A 23,567-nucleotide genomic window follows, 5' to 3' on the forward strand; every position below is an offset into this window, starting at 1 on the left:
CTACTTCTTCTCCGGCAACGGCGGGAACTCCGCGTGCTCCGGCATGGCCGGCGCGGTCCACCCGCGGTCCGCGGCGATCTTGGCTCCGCGCACGGTCTCCGGCGCGGCCGACGGGCCGTCCAGGTCCGCGTCCCGGCCCTCGAAGAACCCGGCGAGCTGGAGCTCGGCCTGGCGGAAGTCGGTCAACGGGGCGCCGCGGGTCGGGTGCGGCTTCTCCCCCGACTGCAAGGACTTCACCAGGTCCAGCGCGCCGTCCGGCGTCTGGTTGTCGAAGTACTCGTAGTTGACCTGGAGCACCGGGCCGAGGTCGCACGCGGCCAGGCACTCGGCGTGCTCCAGCGTGATCGAGCCCGGCGCGCCCGGCTCGCCCGCGGTCTCCTCGTGGCCGACGTCCAGGTGCTCCTTGAGCTTCGAGTAGATCGCGTCACCGCCGAGCACCGCGCACAGCGTGTTCGTGCAGACGCTCACCAGGTGCTCGCCGCACGGGCGGCGCTTGTACATGGTGTAGAACGTCGCGACCGCGCTGACCTCGGCGTTGGCCAGGTCGAGCTGGTCGGCGCAGAACGTGATGCCGGCCTGGCTGACGTACCCCTCGACCGACTGCACCAGGTGCAGCATCGGCAGCAGCGCCGAACGCGACTGCGGGTAGCGCGCGACGATCGCCTGCGCCTTGTCCACGATCGACTGGTCGAACACGCCGGTGTCGACCGGGTTGTCGCTCACCAGCCGCTGCGTCTCGACGGGGTCCAGCGCGGAGGCCGCGTAGACCTCTTCGGAAGTGCTCATCGGTCACAACCACCCATCACCGGGTCGATAGAGGCCACCGATGCGATGACGTCGGCAATCATGCCGCCCTCGCACATCGCGGGCATCGCCTGGAGGTTCACGAAGCTGGGTTCGCGCACGTGCACGCGCATCGGCCGGGTGCCGCCGTCGGACACGACGTGGTAGCCCAGCTCGCCGCGCGGCGACTCGATCGGCACGTACACCTGACCCGCCGGCACGGCGAAGCCCTCGGTGACCAGCTTGAAGTGGTGGATCAGGGACTCCATGGACTGGCCCATGATCTTGCGGACGTGCTCCAGCGAGTTGCCCATGCCGTCCGAGCCGATGGTCAGCTGCGCGGGCCAGGCGACCTTGGCGTCCTCCACCATGACCGGGCCCGGCGTCAGGTTGTCCACGGCCTGCCGGACGATCTTCAGCGACTGGTGGATCTCGTCCAGGCGCAGCAGGTACCGGGCGTACGAGTCGGCGGCGTTCGACGTGGGGACGTCGAACTCGTAGTTCTCGTAGCCGCAGTACGGCTCGACCTTGCGGATGTCCCAGGGCAGGCCGGCGGAACGCAGGACCGGGCCGGTGATGCCCAGCGCCAGGCACGCGTCCACCGGCAGGAAGCCGACGCCCGCGAGCCGGTTGCGCCAGATCGGCTGGCCGGTCAGCAGCTTGTCGTACTGCGGCAGCCGGGAGTCCATCACCTTGATGAAGTCCTTGATCTTCTGCTCGGCGCCCTCGGGCAGGTCCTGCGCCAGGCCGCCGGGCCGGATGAACGCGTGGTTCATCCGCAGACCGGTCAGGAACTCCAGCAGGTGCAGGACCTCTTCGCGCTCGCGGAAGCCCGAGGTCATGGCGGTCAGCGCGCCGAGCTCCATGCCGCCGGTGGCCAGCGCCACCAGGTGCGAGCTGATCCGGTTGAGCTCCATCAGGAGCACCCGGATCGTCTGCGCCCGCTGCGGGACGGTGATGCCGAGCAGCTTCTCCACGGCCATGCAGTACGCGGCCTCGTTGTGCAGCGGGGCCAGGTAGTCCATGCGCGTCACGAAGGTGACGCCCTGCGTCCAGTTGCGGTACTCGACGTTCTTCTCGATGCCGGTGTGCAGGTAGCCGATGACGCTGCGGGCCTGGGTGACCGACTCGCCCTCCAGCTCCAGCACCAGGCGGAGCACGCCGTGCGTGGAGGGGTGCTGCGGGCCCAGGTTCATGATGATGCGCTCGTCACCCGCGGCCTCGGCCAGCACCTCGTCCCAGTCGCCGCCGGTCACCGTGTAGACGGTGCCCTCGGTGGTCTGGCGCGAGCTGGCGTCGTACGGGTCGCTCTGCCGGCCCGTGGCACTGGTGTCGGTGCCCGTGGTCACGTCGGAAAGCCGTTCGGTCATGAGTAGGACCGCCTCTGGTCTGGCGGGGGGATCTCCGCGCCCTTGTACTCCACCGGGATGCCGCCGAGCGGGTAGTCCTTGCGCTGCGGGTGGCCGTCCCAGTCGTCCGGCATGAGGATCCGGGTCAACCCCGGGTGGCCGTCGTAGACGATGCCGAACATGTCCCAGGCCTCGCGCTCCTGCCAGTCCGCGGTCGGGTAGACCGCGACCACGCTGGGCACGTGCGCGTCGTCCACGTCGACCGAGACCTCCAGCCGGACGCGCCGGCGGTAGGTCATCGACGTCAGGTGGTAGACCGAGTGCAGCCGCTGCGGCGCGTCGACGCCGTAGTCGACGCCGGACACCGAGCTGCACAGCTCGAAGCGCAGCGCCGGGTCGTCGCGCAGGATGCGGCACACCTCGACCAGGTTCTCGCGGCGCAGGAAGAAGGTGATCTCGCCGCGGTCCACGGTGATCTGCTGGACCGTGTCGGCGGGCAGGCCCTTCTCCCGGATCGCGGCCAGCAGCTCGTCGGCGACCTCGTCGAACCAGCCGCCGTAGGGGCGCTCGGACTGCGCGGCCACGTGGGCGGGCAGCCGCAGGCCGCCGAAGCCCGACGTGTCGCCGGTGCCGGAGATGCCGAACATCCCCTTGCGGGCCTTGCCCGCGACGATCGGCGCCTTCTCGGCGGCGCCGTTCGGCTCCAGGCCTTCCACGGCGCGCTCGGCGCTGGAACCAATGTCCCCTGGCTCGGTCATCGGATGCTCACTTCTTCGCAAAGCGCTCGGAGGACGGGATCAGGTCCGTGGTGTGGCCCGACGCGGCCAGCACCGAGGCCCGGTTCGGCCCGAGCGGTTCGTCCATGATCTTCGCGTGGATCTTGAGGATCGCGTCGATCAACATCTCCGGCCGCGGCGGGCAGCCGGGCAGGTACATGTCGACCGGCACGACGTGGTCCACGCCCTGCACGACCGCGTAGTTGTTGAACATGCCGCCGCTTGAAGCGCACACGCCCATGGCCAGCACCCAGCGCGGCTCGGGCATCTGGTCGTAGATCTGGCGCAGCACCGGCGCCATCTTGTTGGTCACCCGGCCCGCGACGATCATCAGGTCGGCCTGGCGCGGCGAGGCGCGGAAGACCTCCATGCCGAACCGCGCGAGGTCGTAGCGCGGGCCGCCGGTGGTCATCATCTCGATGGCGCAGCAGGCAAGGCCGAAGGTCGCCGGCCAGAGCGAGGACTTGCGGGTCCAGTTGACCAGCTTCTCCACGCTGGCGAGCAGGATGCCGTTCGGGAGCTTCTCTTCGAGACCCACTTCGATCTTCCCCCTCAGTTCCAGTCGAGGCCGCCGCGACGCCACACGTAGGCGTACGCGAAGCCGACCGTCGCGACGAACAGTGCGATCTCCACCAGGCCGAACAGGCCGAGCCGGTCCGCGGAGACCGCGAAGGGGTAGAGGAACACCATTTCGATGTCGAACAGGATGAACAGCATCGCCGTGAGGTAGTAGGCGACCGGCATGCGGCCACCGCCCACCACCGGTTGCGGCGACGGCTCGATGCCGCACTCGTAGGCGTCGAGCTTCGCCCGGTTGTAGCGGCGGGGTCCGATGAACGGCGCGGCCGTCACCGAGAACAGCGCGAAGCCTGCGGCGAGGGCGAACATCAATACGAGGGGGAGGTAAGGGTCCAGCACTCTCCGTCGTCCTTTCCTCGCGTCGCGGTGGTGGTGCACCGCCGACCGTTGCGCACCCTAAAGGGTGTTCTTGCGGCCTCCGGAGGTTAGGCACGCCTAACAATCCGCAGGTCGCTTGTGAAACACTTCACAAGGCATCACAGCTGGTTGTGAACTGATTCACAAGACCTGAGGGTCAGTGTAGAACGTCACAGAGAGGCGTGACGGGCACCCCCGCCGTAGGCCCTGACCTGGTCTTTTACGGTGCAGTTCAACAGTTGGCCGACGGCTGTGTGAACGGCGGCACACCGAAAACGAAACAGCGCCGCCCCCTGAGGGCGGCGCTGCGTCGGCTAGAGGCGGCCAGAGGTCGGCTAGGGGGCTCCTGGAGGAAGTTCGTTAGGCCGTTGGGGCGAGTTTTGTCGCGGCCGTGATGATGCGGTCGAACGCGTCGCCGTCCTTGGGGTCGTAAAGGCCCGCGAGGAGCTTCAGAACGAGCTTCATCAGGGTCTTGCGCGGCAGCCCGTACTTGGTGGCGGTGCGCATGATGATCGGGTTGCCGATCAGTTTGCTGAAGATGTTGCCGAGGCGGTAGTAGCTGCCCATGGCCTGTTCGATGTGGACCGGGTAGCCGCGCAGGGCCCGCTCCCGGCTCGCGCCCTGGCGGGCCAGCGCCTGCACGACGGTCTCCGCCGCGATCCGCGCCGACTCCATGGCGTAGCCGATGCCCTCGCCGTTGAACGGGTTGACCATGCCGCCCGCGTCGCCGACGAGGAGCAGGCCGTCGCGGTAGTGCGGCTTGCGGTTCAGGCCCATCGGCAGGGCCGCGCCGCCGATCTTGCTGGTGGCGTTCTCCTCGCGGAAACCCCACTCCTCCGGGGTTCCGTCGAGCCAGCTCCTGAGCAGCGCGCGGTAGTCCGTGGTGCCGTAGGCCTTCGAGGTGCTGAGGATGCCGAGGCCGACGTTCACGGTGCCGTCGCCCATGCCGAAGATCCAGCCGTAGCCGGGCAGCAGCACGTTGTTCTCGCGGTCCCACAGCTCCAGGTGCGACTCCAGGTGGTCGTCCTTGGTGCGCGGGCTGGCGTAGTAGCGGCGGACCGCGACGCCCATCGGCTTGCGGTCGTCCTTCTGGATGCCGAGGCTGAGCGCGAGGCGTGCGCTCACGCCGTCGCAGGCCAGGACGAGCGGCGCGCGGTAGGTGACCGGGGTCTTTTCCGGGCCCTGCTTGGCCGTGACGCCGACGACGCGGCCGTGCTCCACGAGCGCGCCGGTGACGTTGGTCTGCTCGTGCATCCGGGCGCCCGCGTCGACGGCGGTGCGCGCCAGCATGTCGTCGAAGTCCTGCCGTGGCCGCACCACGCCGTAGGGCGGGAACGAGGCCAGGTCCGGCCAGTCGAGCTCGAGCGTGACGCCGCCGCCGACCACCCGCAGACCGCGGTTGTGCAGCCAGCCCGCCTCTTCACGCATGTCGATGCCCAGGTCGATGAGCTGCTTGACGCCGCGTGGGGTCAAGCCGTCGCCACAGACCTTCTCGCGCGGGAAGGTGCTCTTCTCCAGCAGCACCACGTCCAGGCCCGCGCGTGCCAGGTAGGTGGCCGCGGTAGAGCCCGCAGGGCCCGCCCCGACCACGATCACCTCGGCGTCCTCGCCTGCCTTGCGGCGGCTGGGAGTCGTCATCCCCGCTCCTTGTGCATATGTTCACAAAGTCCACGGCGAGTCTACTGGCGGGCACCTGAGAGTGACGCCGGAGCGGACGGCCTGGACTTTCAGGTTGGTTCGGTGCTTCGGGATCTCGGGATCAGGCCGGCTTGTCGGCGGTCTTGTCGGTCGGCTTCTCGGTCGACTTGGTGGCCGGATTGCCGGTCGGCTTGGTGGCGCGGTGCAGGGCGACCAGGCCGCCGGTGAGGTTCATCCAGGCGACGTCCTCCCAGCCGGCGCGGGCCACGATCTCGCCGAACTCGCGCTGGTCGGGCCAGGTGCGCATGGACTCGGCGAGGTACTTGTAGGCCTCCGGGTTGGAGGACACGAACCGGCTGATGAACGGCAGGATCCACAGCAGGTAGCGCTTGTAGACGAAGCGGAACGGCCGGAATGTCGGCGTGGACACCTCGCACACCACCACCCGGCCGCCGGGGCGTACCACCCGGGCCATTTCGCGGAGGGCGGCCTCGGGGTCGTGGAAGTTCCGGATCCCGAACGACACCGTGACCGCGTCGAACGAGTCGTCCGCGAACGGCAGGCGCATGGCGTCGGCGGCGACCTTCGGCACCTGCCGGTGCGCTCCGGTCTGGAGCATGCCGAGCGAGAAGTCGGCCGCCACGCACCACGCGCCAGTGGCCGCGTACTCGACCGTGGAGACGGCCGTGCCGGCTGCCAGGTCGAGCACCTTCTCACCGGGCCGGGCGTCCAGGACCCGCCTGCTCCACTCACGCCAACGCCGGTCGAACCCCATGGTCATGACGGAGTTCGTGCGGTCGTACCCCTTGGCCACGCCGTCGAACATCTCGGCGACCTCGCGGGGGTTCTTGTCCAAACCTGCACGCGACATGCCGGAAGCCTAAGTGACCGCCCGCAACCCCACACTCCTCCCTCCCCGAACCCTGAGAACCCGCGAGTCGAACCTCCAGGCCCCGCGTGTCGAACGCTCAGGCCCCGTGAGTCCTACGTTCAGGACCCGTGAGTCCTACGTTCGCGACCCCCGAGTTCAACGCTCAGTACAAGATCGTTTGTTCTGAGCGTTGAATTCGGGGGTCCTGAACGTAGGACACGGTGGTCCTGAAGGTACGACTCGCGCGTTCTGAACGTAGGACTCACGCGGAGGGGGTGGGTTAGTGGGCGCGGAGGGCGGTGAGCATGCCGTCCACGGCGGCCTGCCAGGGGTACTCCTCGGCGCGGGCACGGGCGGCGGTGCGGCGGGTCGGTTCCGGGTCGTCCAGGAGAGCGTTCACGGCGCCCGCGAACGCCGGGGCGTGGTCGGCCACCGCGGCACCACAGCCGGGGCGGACGATCTCCTTCAGAGCGGAGGAAGCCGACACGACCACAGGAGTGCCGGAGGCCAGAGCTTCCAACGCTGCCAAGCCGAACGTCTCGTGCGGGCCGGGGGCCAGTGAGACGTCCGCCGTGGCGAGCAGGTCGGCGACCTCGGTCCGCCGGCCGACGTAACCCAGGAACGTCACCGGCAGCCCGACCGCACGACGTTCCAACGCCTCACGCCGCGGCCCGTCACCCGCGATCACCAGCCGCACGTTGTGCCCGGCCGCGTGCAGCTCCGCCGCCGTGTCGACGCTGCGCTCGACGTGCTTCTCCGGCGAAAGCCGCCCGCAGTGCACGAGAAGCGCGTCGGCGCCCCGCGCCAGATCCGCCTTCAACGACCGGTCGTGCCGGGTCGGGGTGAAAGTCAGCAAGTCCACCCCGAGCGGCACGCGAGCCACGTTCCGCGCCCCGATCCGGTCGAACTCCTCCCGCGCGAACTCCGTCGTGCACACCACCGTGTCGTACGAGGCTGCCATCCGGGCGTTCGCCCAGTCCGCACCCCGCCGCGCGAAAGCCTTCGGCAGCAGGAACTGCTCCAGCAACCGGTCCAACCGCTCGTGCGAGATCACCACGCTCGGCACACCACGAGCCGCCGCCCACCGGCCCATGCCGCGCAACGTCAACCGGTCGGACACCTCCAGCCGGTCCGGTTCGAGGTGGTCCAGCAAAGTCCGCACCCGCCACGGGTCGACCGCCCGGTACCCGCCCGTCCCGGGGATGCGCGGCGCGGGCAACGTGATCCGCCGGACGCCAGGCGACAGCTCCTCGTCGGCATGCGCCGCCCCCGGCACGACGAGCGTCACGTGATGGCCGTTGGCCGCGTAACCGCCGCCGAGGTGGTGCAACGCCGTGCGCAGACCACCGGAACGCGGGCCGTAGAAGTTGGCCAGCTGCACGATCCTCATGCGTGCCTGATCCTCATGCGTGCCCGAATTCTCATGCCGCACGACGCTCCGGCAGGTCCAGCACCGCCGCGTAGTGGCCGAGCAGCTCGTCGCACACGGCGGACCATGTGCGTCCACGCACCCAACGCCGAGCCGCCTGGCCGAACTGCCGCCGTCGCAACGGATCACTCAGCTCCACCACGGCTTGCCGGAGCTGCGCGTCGTCCGCGAACAGGTAGCCGGTGTTCGGCTGCACGAGGTCACGCGGACCTCCCGCGTCCGGCGCGATCACCGGCACGCCGCTGGCCAACGCCTCCTGAACCGCCTGGCAGAACGTCTCGTGCGGCCCCGTGTGCACGAAAACGTCGAGGCTCGCGTAGGCGGAAGCCAAGTCCACGCCGCTCTTGAAGCCGAGGAACGCGGCGTCGGGCAGGAGCTGCCGAAGCTGCCCCTCCTCCGGCCCTTCCCCGACGACCACCACCCGCACACCGGGAAGATCGCCCAGCGCCGCCAGCCGGTCCACCCGCTTCTCCGGCGACAGCCGGCCGACGTACCCGACGAGCAGTTCACCGCCCGGCGCCAGTTCGGCACGCAACGCGTCGTCCCGCCGATCGGGGTTGAACAACTCGACGTCCACACCCCGCCCCCACCGGTGAACGCGCGGCACGCCGTGCTGCTGGAGCGCTTCCACGGCCGAACTCGACGGCGCGAGCGTGCGGTCGGCCTGGGCGTGCAGCCGACGTGTCCACCGCCAGGCGGCGCGGGCGGTGAGGCCGAGCCCGTAGTGACCGGCGAACCCGGCGATGTCCGTCTGGTAGACCGCGACGGTCGGGATGCCCAGCCGCCGTGCCGCCGACACACCCCGTGCGCCCAGCACGAACGGGCTCGCCAAGTGCACGACGTCCGGCGCGAAATCGGCCAACGCGGTCAGCACCTTGCGCGTCGGCACGCCGACCGGCAGCGAACTGAGCCTCGGCAGGTCCACGGCGGGCACGCGGACGACCGGCGTGCCGAGGTGCTGGTCAGCGCCCGCGCCCGGTGCGACCACCAATGCCTGGTGACCGTGCGCTCTGAGGTGCTCCAGGACGCGGAGAACGGAGTTGGTCACCCCGTTGACCTGGGGTAGGAAGCTCTCGGTGACGATCGCGACGCGCACCAGGTCACCCTGCGGTGCGAAGGACACGCCGGCGTGACAGCTCAGCGAACGCCTGCCGAACTCCTCGCGTCGGGGTTGACGTTGGCCCTGGCTTCACCTTGTGTACGCATCATGGTCACTCAGTGCGGTGACACTAGGTCGGCATGACCGTCTTGTCGTCCCGACCCGCGCAGCCCGTCGATCCCGGCCTGGTGTCGATCGCGCTGGAGATAGCGGGGCGACTCGCCAACGACGCGTCCGACGTCATCATGGCAACGGCCGGACGTGGTGCGCGACCCGACGACGAAACGTCGCCGTTCGACTGGGTGACGGACACCGATCGGACGTTGGAGCGGCACACGCGGCGGGTGCTGATGGCCGAGTTCCCGGACATCCCGGTGTTCTGCGAGGACGTGGACGAGGACGTGGCCAGCGACGCCGAGTACCGCTGGGTGGTCGACCCGGTCGACGGGACGGCGAACTACGTGGCCGGTGTGCCGTGGTGCGCGTACAGCCTGGCGTTGGTGGACCGGTGGGGGCCGGTCGTCGGTGTGGTCGCCGATCCGTACCGGGCGCAGATCTACGCGGCGGCGCGCGGTCGTGGGATGCGGGCGAACGGCACGCCGGTGAAGCTGGGTGACCAGGCGGTGAGCTCGATCGTGTGCACGGAGATGACGCGGACGGGTCCGTGGCCGGGGATGGGCGAGTTCATCTCGCGGGCGGCGCTGGCGGGCACCGGTGTTCGCGTCCTGGGTTCGAAGGCGCTGGCCGTGGCGCAGGTGGCCTTGGGCCACGCCGCCGCAGCGGTCCTGCACAGCTACCACGAGTGGGACGTGGCGGGCGCGGTCGCGCTGGCGGTCGAGTCCGGCGCGGCAGTGCTGGACCGAAGAGGCGAGGACGACCCGTTGCCGGTGGACGGCCTGCTCGTGGCGATGCCGGAGGTAGCCGAAGAAGTCCTGGCCTGGTGGCAATCCTCCACCGCCCGTTAACCCGTTTGCCGGGTACTTGTTACGCGCAATCGAGTAGCCACCGCCGGGCCCAATAGGACCCGGAAGTGAACCCGGTTCACCGTCCGGACGGTCGGTTGCCGGGTTTCGCGCTGTTCAGGGCCGTTCTGAACGATGTCGGATCAGCGACGACCCACTAGTCCGTTTGCCCGATCCGATCACCTGCGGTAGAGTCACTTTTGCCAGGCCCAATAGGGCCTGGAAGTGAACCCGGTTCACCTCCCGGACGGTGGGTTGCCGGGTTTCGCGCTGTCTAGGGGACTTTCAGCTGGTGCGCCTCCTCCAGCAAACCCGCGACCCGACGTCGCCACTCCCCACCCGCGCCGTAGCTCCACGCGATGGCGTCACTGGCCCACAGCATCGGGTCTTCGTGGGCGCGGAAGTGCTCGTAGGTCAATTCGAAGATCTTGCGCTTCACCAAGGCCAAGGTGTGCCGGTCGTGGGCGTCCTGGTGCCCGCAGCTCTCCAGCACGAGCCTTGCCGCACTGATGTTGATCAAGTGGCGACCAGCGGCGGTAAGACAGGCGTGTCGGGCATCCCGGTCGTTCGCACCCTCGCACGCGAAGACCCGCGCCCGAACCCCGAGGTGGTGCAGGAGCGCGAGCACCTCCTTCCGCCGCGAGACGCTCTCCCTCTGGAAGTGCAGGCGGCGTTGACCGGGCTTCACCTTGCCGCGCAAGGCTGTGCGAACGCGGTCGAGGTCGCGGGGCAGTGCGATGACGACGGCGACCAGGTAGGTCGAGCCACGACGGGACTCGTCGAGGAATGCGTGCCACATGGCGAGATGATCTCAAGGAACTAGCGGACTACTGCATTTGGGCTAACTTGCGCCCAGGTGTGGGAGCTGTTGTTCGAGGACTTCGAGGTGGGAGCGCACCGCGTCCAGTGAGGTCTGGTCGAGCATTTGGAGAGCTACTCGGCCTACCTCGTCTTCGAACGACGTGAAGTCGCGGACGGCGGCGGACAGTCGTTGGGATGCCGGGTGGTTCTGGTCGGCACCGAGCGCGCGCGCCAGGTCGGCGATCCGGCGGACGGCCGTCAACTCGCCACCGAACTGTCCCGCGATCCGCTCCAGCCAATCCCGAGCCGGTGACGCGGGCACGGTCGCCACCGCCGCGTGAGCCCGCCGCACGGCCAACTCGCACCGGCCCACCATCGCGGCCCACCGGTCGTTCGGCGGGGGCGGCGGCGGGAGGGGTGGGGGTGGCGGGACGAACAACGGGAGGGCGGGGCGGGAGCGCCGGCGTACGGCGCCTACGACCACGCCGACGAGGGTGCCGGGGATGCCGCCCATCACCACGCCGACCATCCCCGAGGCGATTAACGTCCCGACCCACGAGGCGGCGGAGCCGTCGTTCGTCGACGACACCAACCCGACCATGAGCAAAACCGTCATCAGCGCCGTGCCGATGACGAAGCCCAACAGCGCCGCTCGTCCCATGGCGCCCAATGTGCCAGATCAGGCGTCGTAATCCACGGTTACAGCAGAGGTCACGGGCACGGACTGGCAGGTCAGCACGAACCCGGCGTCCACCTCACGCTGCTCCAGCGCGTAGTTCCGCCGCATCTCCACCTCACCCGACACGACCAGCGCCCGGCACGTCCCGCACACCCCGCCCTTGCACGCGAACGGCAGGTCGGCTCGCACCCGCTGCGCCGCGTCCAGGATCGGCGTGTCCGCCGGCACCGGCACCTCGGTCGTCCGCCCGTCCAGGATCACGGTCGCCGTGGCGGCGGCCGTCGGAGCGGACGACTCACGGCGCGGCGGGGGCGGCGGCTCGTCCACGTAGAACAACTCGTGGTGCACCGACGACGCCGGAACGTCCAAGGACGCCAACACGTCCTCCGCGTCCCGCACCAACCCGTAAGGCCCGCACAGCCACCACTGGTCGATGTCGGCCCACGGCACCACCATCCCGAACAACGCCCGCAGCTTCTCCGCGTCCAACCGCCCGCTGAACAGCTCGACGTCCCGCGGCTCCCGGGACAGCACGTGGACCAGCTGGAACCGCGCCGGGTACCGGTCCTTCAGGTCCGCCAGCTCCTCGGCGAACATCACCGTGTCCGCCCGCCGGTTCCCGTACAGCATCGTCACGCGCGCGCCGTCCGCCAGCACCGACGCGGCGATCGACAACGCGGGCGTGATGCCGGACCCGGCGACCACCAACCCGTGGTGGGACCCACCGGACGGCGTGAAGTTGCCCAACGGCGGCAGGACTTCGAGCACGTCACCGCGCTGCACCCGGTCCACCAGCAGCGTGGAGAACAACCCGCCGTCCACCCGCCGCACCCCGATCCGCAGCGGACCGCCGGCGGGCGCGCAGATCGAGTACGACCGCCGCTCGTCGCCGTTGCGCAGGGTCAGGTACTGCCCCGGGGCGAACGCGAAATCAGCGGCCAGCGACGGCGGCACCTCGAACGTCACCGCGACCGCGTCCGAGCACAACTGCTCGACCGACGCGACCGTCAGCTTGTGGAACACCGGCCGCGCCATCAGATCTCCTTCACGTGCTCGAACGGCTCGGCGCAGTCGGCGCACCGGCGCAACGCCTTGCACGCCGTCGACCCGAACCGCGACAACTCCGACGTGCGGAACGACCCGCAGCGCGGGCACGACACCCGCTGCGACGGCGGCGTCAGGTTCAACGGCACCGGGCCGGTCGAGCGCGGACCCAGCCGGGACGGCGGCGCGATGCCCGCCTCCCGCAGCTTGCGGAGCCCGTCCTCGCTGATCCAGTCCGTGGTCCAGGCGGGCGACAGCGACAGCCGAACGTCCACCGCCGCGAACCCGGCCGCCAGCAACGATCGCCGCAGGTCGGCGCCCATCTCGTCCAGCGCCGGACACCCCGAGTAGGTGGGCGTGATCGTCACCGACACCCGCCCGTCCTCCTCGGTCACGTCACGCAGCACGCCGAGATCGGCCAGCGTCAGCACCGGCAGCTCGGGATCCCGAACCCGAGCCGCAACCTCCAACGCGGTTACCATTTCGCCCCCGGCAACGACCGGTGCAGGTGCTGCATCTCGGCCAGCAGGTAGCCGAACGCCTCGGTGTGCACGCCGTCGCGCCCGGCCCGCCCGTTGACCCGCGCCGCGGGCACGTCCGCCGGACGCGTCAGCCCGGCCGCCGACAGCACGGTGTCCAGCACACCGTCCACTTCGGACCGCAGCTCGGCCGGGTCCACCGCGACACCGGCCAACCGCGTCTCCACCGGAGACGGCGCGAACAGCTCGTCCAGGAACGGCCACACCCGCTCAAGCCCCGCCTGCATCCGCTTGTGCGACTCGTCCGTGCCGTCACCCAGCCGCACGACCCACTGGGCCGCGTGGTCACGGTGGTAGGCCAGTTCCTTCAACCCCTTGGCCGCCACCGCCGCCAACACCGGGTCCGCGCTGCCCCGCAGCCGCGAGTACTGCGCGATCTTCCACGACGAGAACACCAGCAGCCGGGCCATGGTCGTGGCGAAGTCACCACCGGCGAACGGACCGCACTCGATCTCCGCCAGGTGCACGTTCAGGAGGTCGCGCTCGTCGCGCAGGAACGCCAGCGCGTCCTCGTCCCGACCCCCGCCCTCGACCTCACCGGCCCTGGTCAGCAGCAACCGGGCCTGGCCGAGCAGATCCAGCGCGATGTTGGCCAGCGCGACGTCCTCCTCCAGCTCCGGCGCGCGGGAACACCACTCGGCCAGCCGGTGGGACAGGATCAGCGCGTCGTCGCCGAGCATCAGGCAGTACGCCGCGAGGTCGGCGCGGTCGACGTCCGGCACGTCCCGGTCGACCCCGGCCAACGCCTCGGTGAACCCGGTGCCGAACGCCCAGTGCGTGTCCTCGTGGTCGATCAAGGACTCGTAGGCATTGTCGAAGCTCATAGGTGCGGCACGTCCTCGGGGATCTCGTAGAACGTGGGGTGCCGGTAGACCTTGTCCCCGCTGGGCTCGAAGAACGGGTCCTTCTCGTCCGGCGACGACGCGGTGATCGCCACCGCCGGCACCACCCAGATCGACACGCCCTCGTTGCGCCGGGTGTAGACGTCACGCGCGTTGCGGACGGCCATCTCGGCGTCCGGCGCGTGCAGCGACCCGACGTGCACGTGGTTCAACCCGCGCTTGCCGCGCACGAACACTTCCCACAGAGGCCAAGACGAGCTCATGTGCACACCTCGCCAAGGCTCGGCGTGACAAGAGCCCAGAACACTGTGTTGAATGATTCGCTCGCAAGCTCGCTCATGCCACACCTTCCCGCTCAACACGACGGGAGGCGTGCGCCGCAGCGGCCGCACGGACCCATTCGCCGTCCTCGTGCGCCTTGCGCCGGTGCGCGATGCGCTGCGCGTTCGTCGGCCCGTTACCCCCGACGACCTGCCAGAACTCGTCCCAGTCGGGCTGCCCGAAGTCGTGGTGCCCGCGTTCGGCGTTCCACTTCAGCTCGGGGTCGGGCAGCGTCACGCCCAGCTTCTCCGCCTGCGGCACGGACATGTCCACGAACTTCTGCCGCAGCTCGTCGTTGGTGTTGCGCTTGATGCGCCACTTCATCGACTGCTCGGTGTTGGACGACTCGGCGTCCGGCGGGCCGAACATCATCAGCGACGGCCACCACCAGCGGTCCACCGACTCCTGCACCATCGCGCGCTGGGCGTCGGTACCGGCCATCATCGTCATCAGCAGTTCGTAGCCCTGCCGCTGATGGAAGGACTCCTCCTTGCAGATCCGGATCATCGCCCGCGCGTACGGCCCGTAGGACGTGCGGCACAACGGCACCTGGTTGCAGATCGCGGCGCCGTCCACCAGCCAGCCGATCACACCGACGTCGGCGTAGGACAACGTCGGGTAGTTGAAGATCGAGGAGTACTTCTGCCGACCAGAGATGAGCATCCCGGTCAGGTCGTCCCGGTCCGCGCCCAGCGTCTCGGTCGCGGCGTAAAGGTACAGGCCGTGCCCGGCCTCGTCCTGGACCTTGGCCAGCAGGATCGCCTTGCGGCGCAGCGACGGCGCGCGGCTGATCCAGTTGCCCTCCGGCTGCATGCCGATGATCTCGGAGTGCGCGTGCTGCGCGATCTGCCTGACCAGCGTGCGGCGGTAGCCGTCGGGCATCCAGTCACGCGGCTCGACGCGCTGCTCGGCCGCGACCGTGCGCTCGAACTGTGCCTCCAGGTCCATACCCCGATGTTACACCTGGACGCGAAATTTGAGGAGAACTGTCACAACGACCGCTTGCGACCTCTCCTCAACCACCAGACCAGCGGGAACAGCACCACCCACAACGTGAGCAGGAACGTGCCGATCGGCAGCAACGCGAGCGTGGCCGTGCGTCCGGCGACCCTGGCCACCTCCGGGTCTGCGGTGTCGTACTCGATCCGCACCAGCTGCCCCGGCTCCAGCCCTTCGGGGTACAGCACGCCCTGCGCCGGGCTGTGCACGGCGCCGTCCTGCGTGGCGAAGCGCACCACCGTGCGCTGGAACGAGACGGACACCACCTCGGCGGTCGCCTTGCCCAGTCGCTTCTCGATCATCAGGTCGTCCCGCCAACACGCCGCCAGCAGAATCACCCCGATCAGGGTCACGACCGCGCCGAAGACCAGCAGCGACCGGCTGACCAGGAGCCGAGCCTTCGGTCGGGCGCCTGTCCGCACTGCGTCGTCCACCACAACTGAGGAGTCTAGGGCGGTCAACGCATCGAATCTCAGGGACGACTCCATACCCTCGAAGCCGTGACCTCAGCTCCAGCCTCGCGGACCCGAGAACGGCTGCGCGCGCACACCAGGCGCGCAGCGGGCTACGACCTGCTGGGCAGGCTGCCGGCTCCGACCGGCGCGCTGAGCTGGGTGCGGGACGGATCGGGCCTGGTCGGGTGGGGTGAGGCGGCCCGCTTCGAGGCGTCCGGGCCGGACCGGTTCGCGGCGGCGGACCGCTGGTGGCGTGAGTTCACCGACGAGCTGGACGTGGAGGACGACCTCGGCGTGCCGGGCACGGGCCCGGTGGCGTTCCTGAGCATGGCGTTCTCCGACCGGCCGGGGCACTCGGTGCTGGTGGTGCCGGAGGTCGTGGTCGGCCGCCGCAACGGGCGCAGCTGGACCACCACGATCGGCTCCGGCGGCCGGCGGCGGGTGGAGCCGGTGCGCAGGCCGTCCGAGGTGCTGTACTCCGACGGGCAGGTGTCGGTCACGGGCTACCGCGAGGCCGTGCGCACCGCCGTCGAGCGGATGCGGGCCGGTGACCTGGAGAAAGTCGTCCTCGCGCACGACCTGCTGGCGGTCGCGGACGTCGGGATCGACCACCGTTTCGTGCTCGAAGGCCTGGCCCGCCGTTACCCGGAGTGCTGGGTGTACGCCGTGGACGGCCTGATCGGCGCCACCCCGGAGCTGCTGCTGCGGCGAAGCGGGTCGGTGGTCGACTCACGCGTGCTCGCGGGCACGACGTGGCCGCACGACGGGATGTCCGACGACGAGCTGGCCGCCGCGCTGCTGTCGTCCGGCAAGAACCTCGGCGAGCACGAGTACGCGGTGACGTCGCTGGTGGAGACGCTGCGGCCGTTCTGCTCGACCATGTCGGTGGACGGCCCGTCGGTGCTGCGGCTGCCGAACGTCTCGCACCTGTCCAGCGACGTGATCGGGACGCTCAACGGCACGCCGTCCCTGCTCGCGCTGGGTGAGGCGCTGCACCCCACGGCCGCCGTCGGAGGCACACCGCGCGCGGAAGCCATCGCCATGATCGACGAGCTGGAGGGCATGGACCGGGGCCGCTACGCCGGTCCGGTCGGCTGGATCGACGGCAACGGCGACGGCGAGCTGGGCATCGCGCTGCGGTGCGCGCAGGTGGAGGGCCGCACGGCCCGCCTGTACGCCGGCTGCGGCCTGGTCGCCGAGTCCGATCCGGACTCCGAGGTGCGGGAGGCGCACGCCAAGATGCTGCCGTTCCGGGAAGCCCTCGAAGGCATGTGACCCACGGACGAAGACAGGGCCGCCCCTGGTGAGGGACGGCCCCGTGTTCTGCGTTGTAGCCAGTCGCACCTAGTGGTGGTGACCCGCGAGCAGCTCGTGCGTCTCCTGGATCTTCTGGAACGACTTCGGCTCGGTCAGCGTCGCGGCGCTCGCGGCGAACCCGGCCGCTCCCGGCGCGGCAGCCGGCTTGACCGGCGTGTACAGCCAGGTCTGGAACAGCTCGTCCAGCTGCTTGCCGGAGAGCTTCTCGGCGAACGCGATGAACTCCTCCGTCGTCGCGTTGCCGTTGCGCTTCTCGCTCGGCCACTGCTTGAGCAGGGTGAAGAACGCTTCGTCGCCGATCTCGCCGCGCAACGCGTGCACGGTCAGCGCGCCACGGTCGTACACGGCGCCGTGGAACTGGTTCGGCGCACCCGGGTCACCGGGCAGGACCTGCCAGAACGGGCTGTCGGCCGGGTACATGTTGTAGATGTAGTCCGAGTTCTCCTGGACCGTGCCCTCGCCGACGTGCTCCGACCACAGCCACTCCGCGTAGCTCGCGAAGCCCTCGTTCAGCCAGATGTCCTTCCAGCCCTGCACGGACACCGAGTCGCCGAACCACTGGTGCGCCACCTCGTGCGCCACGACGTAGGTGTTCGCGCCACGGCGGAAGAACGCGGTGTCGTACGTCGACCGGGTCTGGTTCTCCAGCGCGAAGCCGATGCCCGGCGTCACCACGCCGCCCTGCGCCTCGAACGGGTAAGGCCCGAACTGCGTCTCCAGGAACTCCGTCATCTCGGGCGTGCGCTCGATGCTCGCCACCGACGCGTTGTAGTCCGCGCCGAGCCGCTCCGAGTACGCGTTCAGCACCGGCTGGCCGTTCGGCGCGGTCGACTGGCGGATCTCGAACTGGCCGATCGCGATGAACGCCAGGTACGTCGCCTGCGGCTGCAAGCTGCGGTAACGCCACCGGGTCCAGCCGTTGATCTGCTGCGCGGTGCCGTTGAAGATGCCGTTGGAGATCACCTCGACGCCGGTCGGCACGGCCACCGACACGTCGAACCTGGCCTTGTCGGTCGGGTGGTTGTTGCTCGGGAACCACCACGGCGCGATGTCCGGCTGGTCGATCGCGAGCGCGCCGTCCGGGGTGCGCTTCCACGACGTGTAGCCGTCCACGGCGTAGGCGGAGGGCGTGTCGGAGTAGGTGACCACGATGGTCATGTGCGCGCCCTTGTGGAGGGTGCCGCGCGGGTCGACCACGAGTTCGCCGCCGGACTGCGAGAACTGGGCGACCTTGTTGTTGACCCGGACCGAGCTGACCTTCAGCAGGAAGTCGAGGTTGAACCGGCTCAGGTTCTGGGTGGACTTGGCCAGGATCGTCGTGGTGCCGGAGAGGTTGTCGTTCGCCGGCTGGTAGTTGAGCCTGATGTCGTAGTGCGACACGTCGTACCCGCCGTTGCCCGCGTTCGGGTAGTACGGGTCGCCGATGCCCGGTGCGCCCGGTTCGGCCGCCGTCGCCGTGCCGGCGAGCAGGAGCAGGGACGCCGCGGTGGCGGTACCGAGGGTCAGCTTGGCTCTCAGGGACATGCGGCGAAACTAGTCCGGCCCCCTGACGGTCTGTACCCCCGTCAGTAGGATTCCTCCGACTAGTGGAATGTGCTTGACACAGCGCCCTTCAACCGGGTGTGCAGATCGCGCAATTCGTTCCGCTCCGCCCGGATTTCCACCACCCTGATGCCCTCCGGCCGACCGAGTGCCCGCCGGAACTCGTCCGGTGTCCGGGCCAGGGTGTGCGGCACGTGGTGGGCGTTGCACAGCGCCTCCAGGTCGACGCCGTGCGGTGTGCCGAAGACGCGTTCGAAGGCGACCTCGTGCTCCTTCGCGCCCTGCTCCAGCAACGTGAAGATGCCGCCGCCGTCGTCGTTGAGGACGACGACCGTCAGGTCGGGCCGCGGCTCGTGCGGGCCGACGATCAGGCCGTTCGCGTCGTGCAGGAACGTCAGGTCGCCGATCAGGGCGTAGGTGGGGCCCTGGGCGAGCGCGATGCCGGCGGCGGTGGACACGCTGCCGTCTATGCCCGCCACGCCCCGGTTCGCGTAGGTCTGGATGTCGCGGCGCGGCGCGGCGACCAGGTCGACGTCCCGGATCGGGTTGGACGAGCCGAGGAACAGGTTCGCGCCCGACGGCAACGCGGCGACCAGGTCTCGGGCCACGTGCAGGCCGGTCGGCCAGGGCTCTTTCGCCAGGACGCCGTCCACCACGTCCGCGACGGCCTTGTCGGCGTGCTGCCAGGCGGTGAGCCAGTCGTCGTCCACCTCGTGCTCGCCCAGGGCCAGGTCGGTGGACGTGTGCGTGGCGGTGAACTGCGGGTCCGGCCAGTCGAGGTCGTCGGAGAGGGCGTGCACCACCGGTGTTCGGGCGATGAGCTTCAGCACGCCCCGGGAGAGGGTCGCCCGACCCACCACCACGACGGCCTGCGGCCTGAGGTGGTCGGGGAGTTCGCCCGCGTTGAGCAGGAGGCCGCCGTGGCGCAGGCCGTGGCCGGTGGGTTCGGCGGCCACCGGCCAGCCCGCGCGTTCGGCCAGTTCGGTGAGGTCGTGATCGGAGTCGCCGACGATCACCAGGGTGCGCGGGCCGAGGTGGTCGGCCGGGTGCAGGGAAGTGGTGGTGCGCGGGATGACGCGCGTCCACGGCATGTCGAACGGGCGGCCGTCCAGGGCCTCCGGCCAGTCGTCGGCCCGGTCGGGCACCAGTGGCTCGCGGAACGGCACGTTGACGTGCACCGGTCCCTGCTCGCGGGCGGTGGCGACGGCGCGGCAGATCAGGGAGCGCCACATGCCGTTCTGGTTCTCCCGGCACTCGGCGATGGGGAACTGGAGCGTGTCCATGCCGAAGATGCGCTGCTGGTCGACGGTCTGGCTGGCGCCCGTGCGGTAGAGCTCGACCGGGCGGTCCGCGGTGAGGGCGATGACCGGGACGCCCGCGTGCCTCGCTTCCAGCATCGCGGGGTGCAGGTTCGCCACGGCGGTGCCGGAGGTGCAGGTGACGGCGGTGACCTCGTTGCCGCCCTTGGCCAGGCCGAGGGCGAGGAAACCGGCGGTGCGCTCGTCGATGCGGACGTGCAGGGTGAGGCGTCCGGCCGCGGCGGCCTCGTGCAGGGCGAAGGACAGCGGGGCGTTGCGCGATCCGGGGCTCAGCACGACGTGCCGCACGTCGTTGCGGATCAGCTCGTCGACAAGCACCGTGGCCTGCGCGGTGGACGGGTTCACCGGGTCATTGTGGCGCAGTGCCCGATCAGGTGTTTCGCCTTGCTGAGCGAACACGTGTTCGGGTGATCGGAATCGAGCTCCCCGACCAGCGCCGACCCGTCCTTCCCGACCCGCCGGCAACCGGGCCGGCCCTCAGCTTCACCGCAGGCATATTGTCCGTGCGTGGCAGATCAGGACGTTTCCGAGCTGTTCGACCCCACCCGCTGGAAGCTGGTCGAGGGCTTCGACTTCACCGACATCACCTACCACCGCGCGGTCGACCAGGGCACGGTCCGCATCGCGTTCGACCGGCCCGACGTGCGCAACGCGTTCCGCCCGCACACGGTCGACGAGCTGTACCGCGCGCTGGACCACGCCAGGATGAGCTCGGACGTCGGGTGCGTCCTGCTCACCGGCAACGGCCCGTCGACGCGGGACGGCGGCTGGGCGTTCTGCTCCGGCGGCGACCAGCGGATCCGGGGGCGCAGCGGGTACCAGTACGCGTCGGGCGAGACGGTGGACACCGTCGACCCGGGGCGCGCGGGCAGGCTGCACATCCTGGAGTGCCAGCGGCTGATCCGGTTCATGCCGAAGGTCGTGATCGCGGTGGTGCCGGGGTGGGCGGCCGGCGGCGGCCACAGCCTGCACGTCGTGTGCGACCTGACGTTGGCGAGCGAGGAGCACGCGAAGTTCAAGCAGACCGACGCCGACGTCGGCAGCTTCGACGGCGGCTACGGCTCGGCGTACCTGGCGCGTCAGGTGGGCCAGAAGTTCGCCCGCGAGATCTTCTTCCTCGGCCGGACCTACAGCGCGGAGGACATGTTCAAGATGGGCGCGGTCAACGCCGTGGTGCCGCACGCCGAGTTGGAGGCGACGGCGCTGGAGTGGGCGAAGGAGATCAACGGCAAGTCGCCCACGGCGCAACGGATGCTGAAGTACGCGTTCAACCTGATCGACGACGGCCTGGTCGGCCAGCAGATCTTCGCCGGTGAGACCACCCGGCTCGCGTACATGACGGACGAGGCGGTGGAGGGCCGGGACGCCTTCCTCCAGAAGCGCCCGCCGGACTGGTCCGACTACCCCTACTACTACTGACCGCCATGATCACCGTCGATCGACTACGCGCAGCGCTCTCCGGTGGACCCGTGTCTGCGGCTCACCCCGATCTCCCGCTCCCGCCCCTCCAGGGGTGGGAAACCGAAGCGGCGCTTGCCGTTCCGACTTCGGGGTCCACCGGTGAGCCGAAGACCGTCCTGCTGAGCGCCGAAGCCCTCACCGCGTCCGCCGAACTGACGCACGCCCGTCTCGGCGGCCCCGGCACGTGGCTGCTCGCCCTCCCCACCACGCACATCGCCGGCGTCCAGGTGCTCGTCCGCTCACTCGTGGCCGGCGCCGAACCGGGCGTGATGGACCTCGCCACCGGCTTCCGCGCCTCCGGCTTCGCCACCGCAGCCGACGCCGTCCTCACCGCACCAGGCCGCCACTACACCGCCCTCGTGCCCACGCAGCTGGCCCGCCTGGTCGCCATCGACGGCCCAGGGCTGGCCGCGATCCGGGAGTTCGACGCCGTCCTCATCGGCGGCGCCGCCACTCCGCCCTCCCTCCTCGAACGCTCCCGCCGACTCGGCGTCCGGGTCGTCACCACGTACGGCATGAGCGAGACGTCCGGCGGCTGCGTGTACGACGGTCTGCCGCTCGACGGCGTGCACGTCCGGCTGGTCGACGGCCGGGTCGAGATCAGCGGCCCGGTGCTAGCCCTCGGCTACCAGGGCGGCGAGCGGTTCGGGGCGTGGTTCCGGACCGGTGACCTGGGCCAGGTCCGGCCCGACGGCACGCTGGAGGTGCTCGGCCGCGCCGACGACGTGATCATCAGCGGTGGGGAGAACATCGCTCCCGCCCGGGTCGAACGCGCGCTCACCGCCCAGGCCGGGGTGCGCGAGGCGTGCGTCGTGGGGTTGGCCGACCCGGAATGGGGCCAAGTCGTGGCCGCGGCCGTGGTGCCGGACGATCCCGCCTCGCCACCCGACGCGGACGAGCTGTGCGCGGCGGTCGGCGAGGCAATCGGTCGGTTCGCCATGCCGAAGCGACTCATCTTCGTGCTTGAGCTGCCCCAACGTGGTCCCGGCAAGGTGGACAGGAGGGCGGTCGCTAACACATTTGGGTGAGTTTCTGTCTTGTTAGCCGCCTTGTTGGTTGACAGCTAACTACTCCGGGCGATTGGCTCGGCACGCCGTGACACGCGGCCCTGCCGCGGTTCCCCCCGCACCGCGTGTCCGGACGAGGAGTGCTGCGATGACCAGGCGCTACCTGCTACCGCTCGCCGTCGCCACCGTCCTGACCGCCGGTCTGGCGGCGCCCGCCGCCGCCGAGGGTGACCGCGAGTGGACGGCCGACCTCTCCACGGTGAACGCCGACGACAACGGCGTCACCTCCCACCACGGCACGGTGCGCCTCGACCGCGCCGCGCCGACACCCGCCAGCGCGCGGGCCGCTGTGCGCACCGGGTTCCTGCAACTCGACCCGCGCACGTTCGACTCCCCCGTCAACGCCGTCGCCGCGACCGTGAAGAGCCACGTCCCCGCCGGCGCCGAACTCGCCGTGGACGTCCGCGGCGCGCTCGGCGACGACCAGTGGACCGAGTGGGTCGAGGCACGTCCGGAGGCCCCGGCCGTCCTGCCGACCGCGGTCACGACCGTGCAGGTCCGGCTGGCGCTGACGGCCGAGAAGGCCACCCCTGAGGTCAGCCGGGTCGACCTCAGGGCGTTCACCGCGCCGAAGACCGCCGACGTCGAAGCACAGGCGGCGGGCCGGTCCTACCGGATCTACGCGACCCGTGAAGGCCTTGTCGGCGGCACCACGGCCAACGGCCACGTGATCGTGAGCCGCGACCACTTCGTCGCCCTGCCGTCCCGCCGCGGCCTGTCCGCCAAGGGCACCGGCACGTACAGCGTGCGGGTGTGCGCGGCGAACGGCCGCTGCGAGTGGGCGCCGGTGTGGGACGTCGGCCCCTGGAACACGAAGGACGACTACTGGAACCCGTCGTCCACCCGTGAGATGTGGAAGGACCTGCCGCAGGGCAAGCCGGAAGCCCAGGCCGCGTACCAGGACGGCTACAACGGCGGTCGGGACCAGTTCGGCCGAGTCGTCGCCAACCCGGCGGGCATCGACCTCGCCGACGGCACGTTCTGGGACGGCCTGAAGCTGACCGACAACGCGTGGGTCACCGTCACCTACTCGTGGACCGGCTCGGGCCCGGCCGGGTACGTCCGCACGTCGGGCGACCCGCTTAACGTCCGCAGCGGCGCCACCTCGACGGCCACGCAGGTCGGCCTGGCCGCGAACTACGCCCAGGTGCGGGTCGAGTGCCAGGTCACCGGGCAGACGGTGACGGGCTCGCAGGGCACGTCCAACATCTGGTTCCGGATCGCGACGGGCAAGTACGTCGCCAGGGCGTACGTGTCGGGCGTCACGGGCGCCGGCGCCTGCTGATCAACCCGCGCTGAACAGGAGCACCCGGGAGCGGGTCCCCGATGACCATGTCG

At 70.1% G+C, this 23,567-nt stretch carries 24 protein-coding genes; 5 read left to right on the plus strand and 19 right to left on the minus strand.

From position 1 onward, the window contains the following. The 9 genes from nuoE to F4560_RS29945 form a co-directional block, all read right to left on the minus strand. On the minus strand, positions 1–786 hold the full coding sequence (gene nuoE, locus F4560_RS29905) for an NADH-quinone oxidoreductase subunit NuoE (RefSeq protein WP_184925690.1): 786 nt from the start codon (positions 784–786) through the stop codon (positions 1–3). Further along, positions 783–2,153, minus strand: coding sequence for an NADH-quinone oxidoreductase subunit D (locus tag F4560_RS29910; RefSeq protein WP_184925693.1), 1,371 nt, complete (start codon positions 2,151–2,153; stop codon positions 783–785). The genes nuoE and F4560_RS29910 overlap by 4 nt, the downstream gene beginning before the upstream one ends. Next, positions 2,150–2,890, minus strand: coding sequence for an NADH-quinone oxidoreductase subunit C (locus F4560_RS29915; RefSeq protein WP_184925696.1), 741 nt, complete (start codon positions 2,888–2,890; stop codon positions 2,150–2,152). The genes F4560_RS29910 and F4560_RS29915 overlap by 4 nt, the downstream gene beginning before the upstream one ends. A 7-nt stretch (positions 2,891–2,897) precedes the next feature. After that, positions 2,898–3,446 (minus strand): NuoB/complex I 20 kDa subunit family protein, encoded by a 549-nt coding sequence (locus tag F4560_RS29920; RefSeq protein ID WP_033436649.1) that lies wholly within the window; start codon positions 3,444–3,446, stop codon positions 2,898–2,900. Between the two features lie 14 nt (positions 3,447–3,460). Then, on the minus strand, positions 3,461–3,826 hold the full coding sequence (locus F4560_RS29925) for an NADH-quinone oxidoreductase subunit A (RefSeq protein ID WP_033436648.1): 366 nt from the start codon (positions 3,824–3,826) through the stop codon (positions 3,461–3,463). A gap of 378 nt (positions 3,827–4,204) precedes the next feature. Then, a complete protein-coding gene (locus tag F4560_RS29930; RefSeq protein ID WP_184925700.1) occupies positions 4,205–5,482 on the minus strand; it encodes a geranylgeranyl reductase family protein in 1,278 nt (425 codons plus the stop codon). Positions 5,483–5,603: 121 nt separating this feature from the next. After that, positions 5,604–6,353, minus strand: a complete 750-nt coding sequence (locus tag F4560_RS29935) for a demethylmenaquinone methyltransferase (RefSeq protein ID WP_184925705.1) — start codon at positions 6,351–6,353, stop codon at positions 5,604–5,606. A gap of 280 nt (positions 6,354–6,633) precedes the next feature. Beyond that, entirely contained in the window at positions 6,634–7,743 is a 1,110-nt protein-coding gene (locus tag F4560_RS29940) for a glycosyltransferase (RefSeq protein WP_184925708.1), read from the minus strand. Between the two features lie 31 nt (positions 7,744–7,774). After that, positions 7,775–8,905, minus strand: a complete 1,131-nt coding sequence (locus F4560_RS29945; RefSeq protein WP_312869557.1) for a glycosyltransferase family 4 protein — start codon at positions 8,903–8,905, stop codon at positions 7,775–7,777. Between the two features lie 116 nt (positions 8,906–9,021). Between F4560_RS29945 and F4560_RS29950 the strand changes: the two genes are divergently transcribed. Beyond that, entirely contained in the window at positions 9,022–9,846 is an 825-nt protein-coding gene (locus tag F4560_RS29950) for an inositol monophosphatase family protein (protein WP_184925711.1), read from the plus strand. Positions 9,847–10,117: 271 nt separating this feature from the next. On the opposite strand, the gene F4560_RS29955 is transcribed toward F4560_RS29950, so the two are convergent. The 8 genes from F4560_RS29955 to F4560_RS29990 form a co-directional block, all read right to left on the minus strand. Beyond that, positions 10,118–10,642 (minus strand): hypothetical protein, encoded by a 525-nt coding sequence (locus F4560_RS29955; RefSeq protein WP_184925713.1) that lies wholly within the window; start codon positions 10,640–10,642, stop codon positions 10,118–10,120. Positions 10,643–10,684: 42 nt separating this feature from the next. Then, the gene (locus F4560_RS29960) at positions 10,685–11,305 is read right to left on the minus strand and encodes a hypothetical protein (protein WP_184925716.1); all 621 of its coding nucleotides are present in this window, start codon (positions 11,303–11,305) and stop codon (positions 10,685–10,687) included. A gap of 18 nt (positions 11,306–11,323) precedes the next feature. Continuing rightward, positions 11,324–12,358, minus strand: coding sequence for a 1,2-phenylacetyl-CoA epoxidase subunit PaaE (gene paaE / locus F4560_RS29965; protein WP_184925719.1), 1,035 nt, complete (start codon positions 12,356–12,358; stop codon positions 11,324–11,326). Further along, a complete protein-coding gene (paaD, locus tag F4560_RS29970; protein ID WP_184925721.1) occupies positions 12,358–12,849 on the minus strand; it encodes a 1,2-phenylacetyl-CoA epoxidase subunit PaaD in 492 nt (163 codons plus the stop codon). Before paaD ends, paaE begins: the two co-directional genes overlap by 1 nt. Next, complete coding sequence (gene paaC, locus F4560_RS29975) at positions 12,843–13,730, minus strand: 1,2-phenylacetyl-CoA epoxidase subunit PaaC (protein WP_184925730.1); 888 nt, start codon at positions 13,728–13,730, stop codon at positions 12,843–12,845. The genes paaD and paaC overlap by 7 nt, the downstream gene beginning before the upstream one ends. Next, positions 13,727–14,011: a 1,2-phenylacetyl-CoA epoxidase subunit PaaB gene (gene paaB / locus F4560_RS29980; RefSeq protein WP_184925733.1), complete on the minus strand. Its 285-nt coding sequence runs from the start codon at positions 14,009–14,011 to the stop codon at positions 13,727–13,729. Before paaB ends, paaC begins: the two co-directional genes overlap by 4 nt. A gap of 73 nt (positions 14,012–14,084) precedes the next feature. Then, entirely contained in the window at positions 14,085–15,017 is a 933-nt protein-coding gene (gene paaA / locus F4560_RS29985; protein WP_184925736.1) for a 1,2-phenylacetyl-CoA epoxidase subunit PaaA, read from the minus strand. Between the two features lie 41 nt (positions 15,018–15,058). Further along, positions 15,059–15,505 (minus strand): DUF3592 domain-containing protein, encoded by a 447-nt coding sequence (locus F4560_RS29990; protein ID WP_376775358.1) that lies wholly within the window; start codon positions 15,503–15,505, stop codon positions 15,059–15,061. A 63-nt stretch (positions 15,506–15,568) separates the two neighbouring features. Between F4560_RS29990 and F4560_RS29995 the strand changes: the two genes are divergently transcribed. Next, on the plus strand, positions 15,569–16,798 hold the full coding sequence (locus tag F4560_RS29995; RefSeq protein WP_184925742.1) for an isochorismate synthase: 1,230 nt from the start codon (positions 15,569–15,571) through the stop codon (positions 16,796–16,798). A 69-nt stretch (positions 16,799–16,867) separates the two neighbouring features. On the opposite strand, the gene F4560_RS30000 is transcribed toward F4560_RS29995, so the two are convergent. Next, positions 16,868–18,364, minus strand: a complete 1,497-nt coding sequence (locus F4560_RS30000) for a M1 family metallopeptidase (RefSeq protein ID WP_184925745.1) — start codon at positions 18,362–18,364, stop codon at positions 16,868–16,870. A 59-nt stretch (positions 18,365–18,423) separates the two neighbouring features. Then, a complete protein-coding gene (gene menD / locus F4560_RS30005; RefSeq protein ID WP_184925748.1) occupies positions 18,424–20,046 on the minus strand; it encodes a 2-succinyl-5-enolpyruvyl-6-hydroxy-3-cyclohexene-1-carboxylic-acid synthase in 1,623 nt (540 codons plus the stop codon). 162 nt (positions 20,047–20,208) lie between these two features. Between menD and F4560_RS30010 the strand changes: the two genes are divergently transcribed. From F4560_RS30010 to F4560_RS30020, 3 genes are all read left to right on the plus strand, one after another. After that, positions 20,209–21,120, plus strand: a complete 912-nt coding sequence (locus F4560_RS30010) for a 1,4-dihydroxy-2-naphthoyl-CoA synthase (protein WP_184925751.1) — start codon at positions 20,209–20,211, stop codon at positions 21,118–21,120. 5 nt (positions 21,121–21,125) lie between these two features. Then, positions 21,126–22,190, plus strand: coding sequence for an o-succinylbenzoate--CoA ligase (gene menE, locus F4560_RS30015; protein ID WP_184925753.1), 1,065 nt, complete (start codon positions 21,126–21,128; stop codon positions 22,188–22,190). 127 nt (positions 22,191–22,317) lie between these two features. Next, entirely contained in the window at positions 22,318–23,514 is a 1,197-nt protein-coding gene (locus F4560_RS30020) for a DUF8814 domain-containing protein (protein ID WP_184925755.1), read from the plus strand. The last annotated feature ends 53 nt before the right edge of the window (positions 23,515–23,567 follow it).

Source organism: Saccharothrix ecbatanensis (assembly GCF_014205015.1).
GTDB classification, from domain to species: Bacteria; Actinomycetota; Actinomycetes; order Mycobacteriales; family Pseudonocardiaceae; genus Actinosynnema; species Actinosynnema ecbatanense.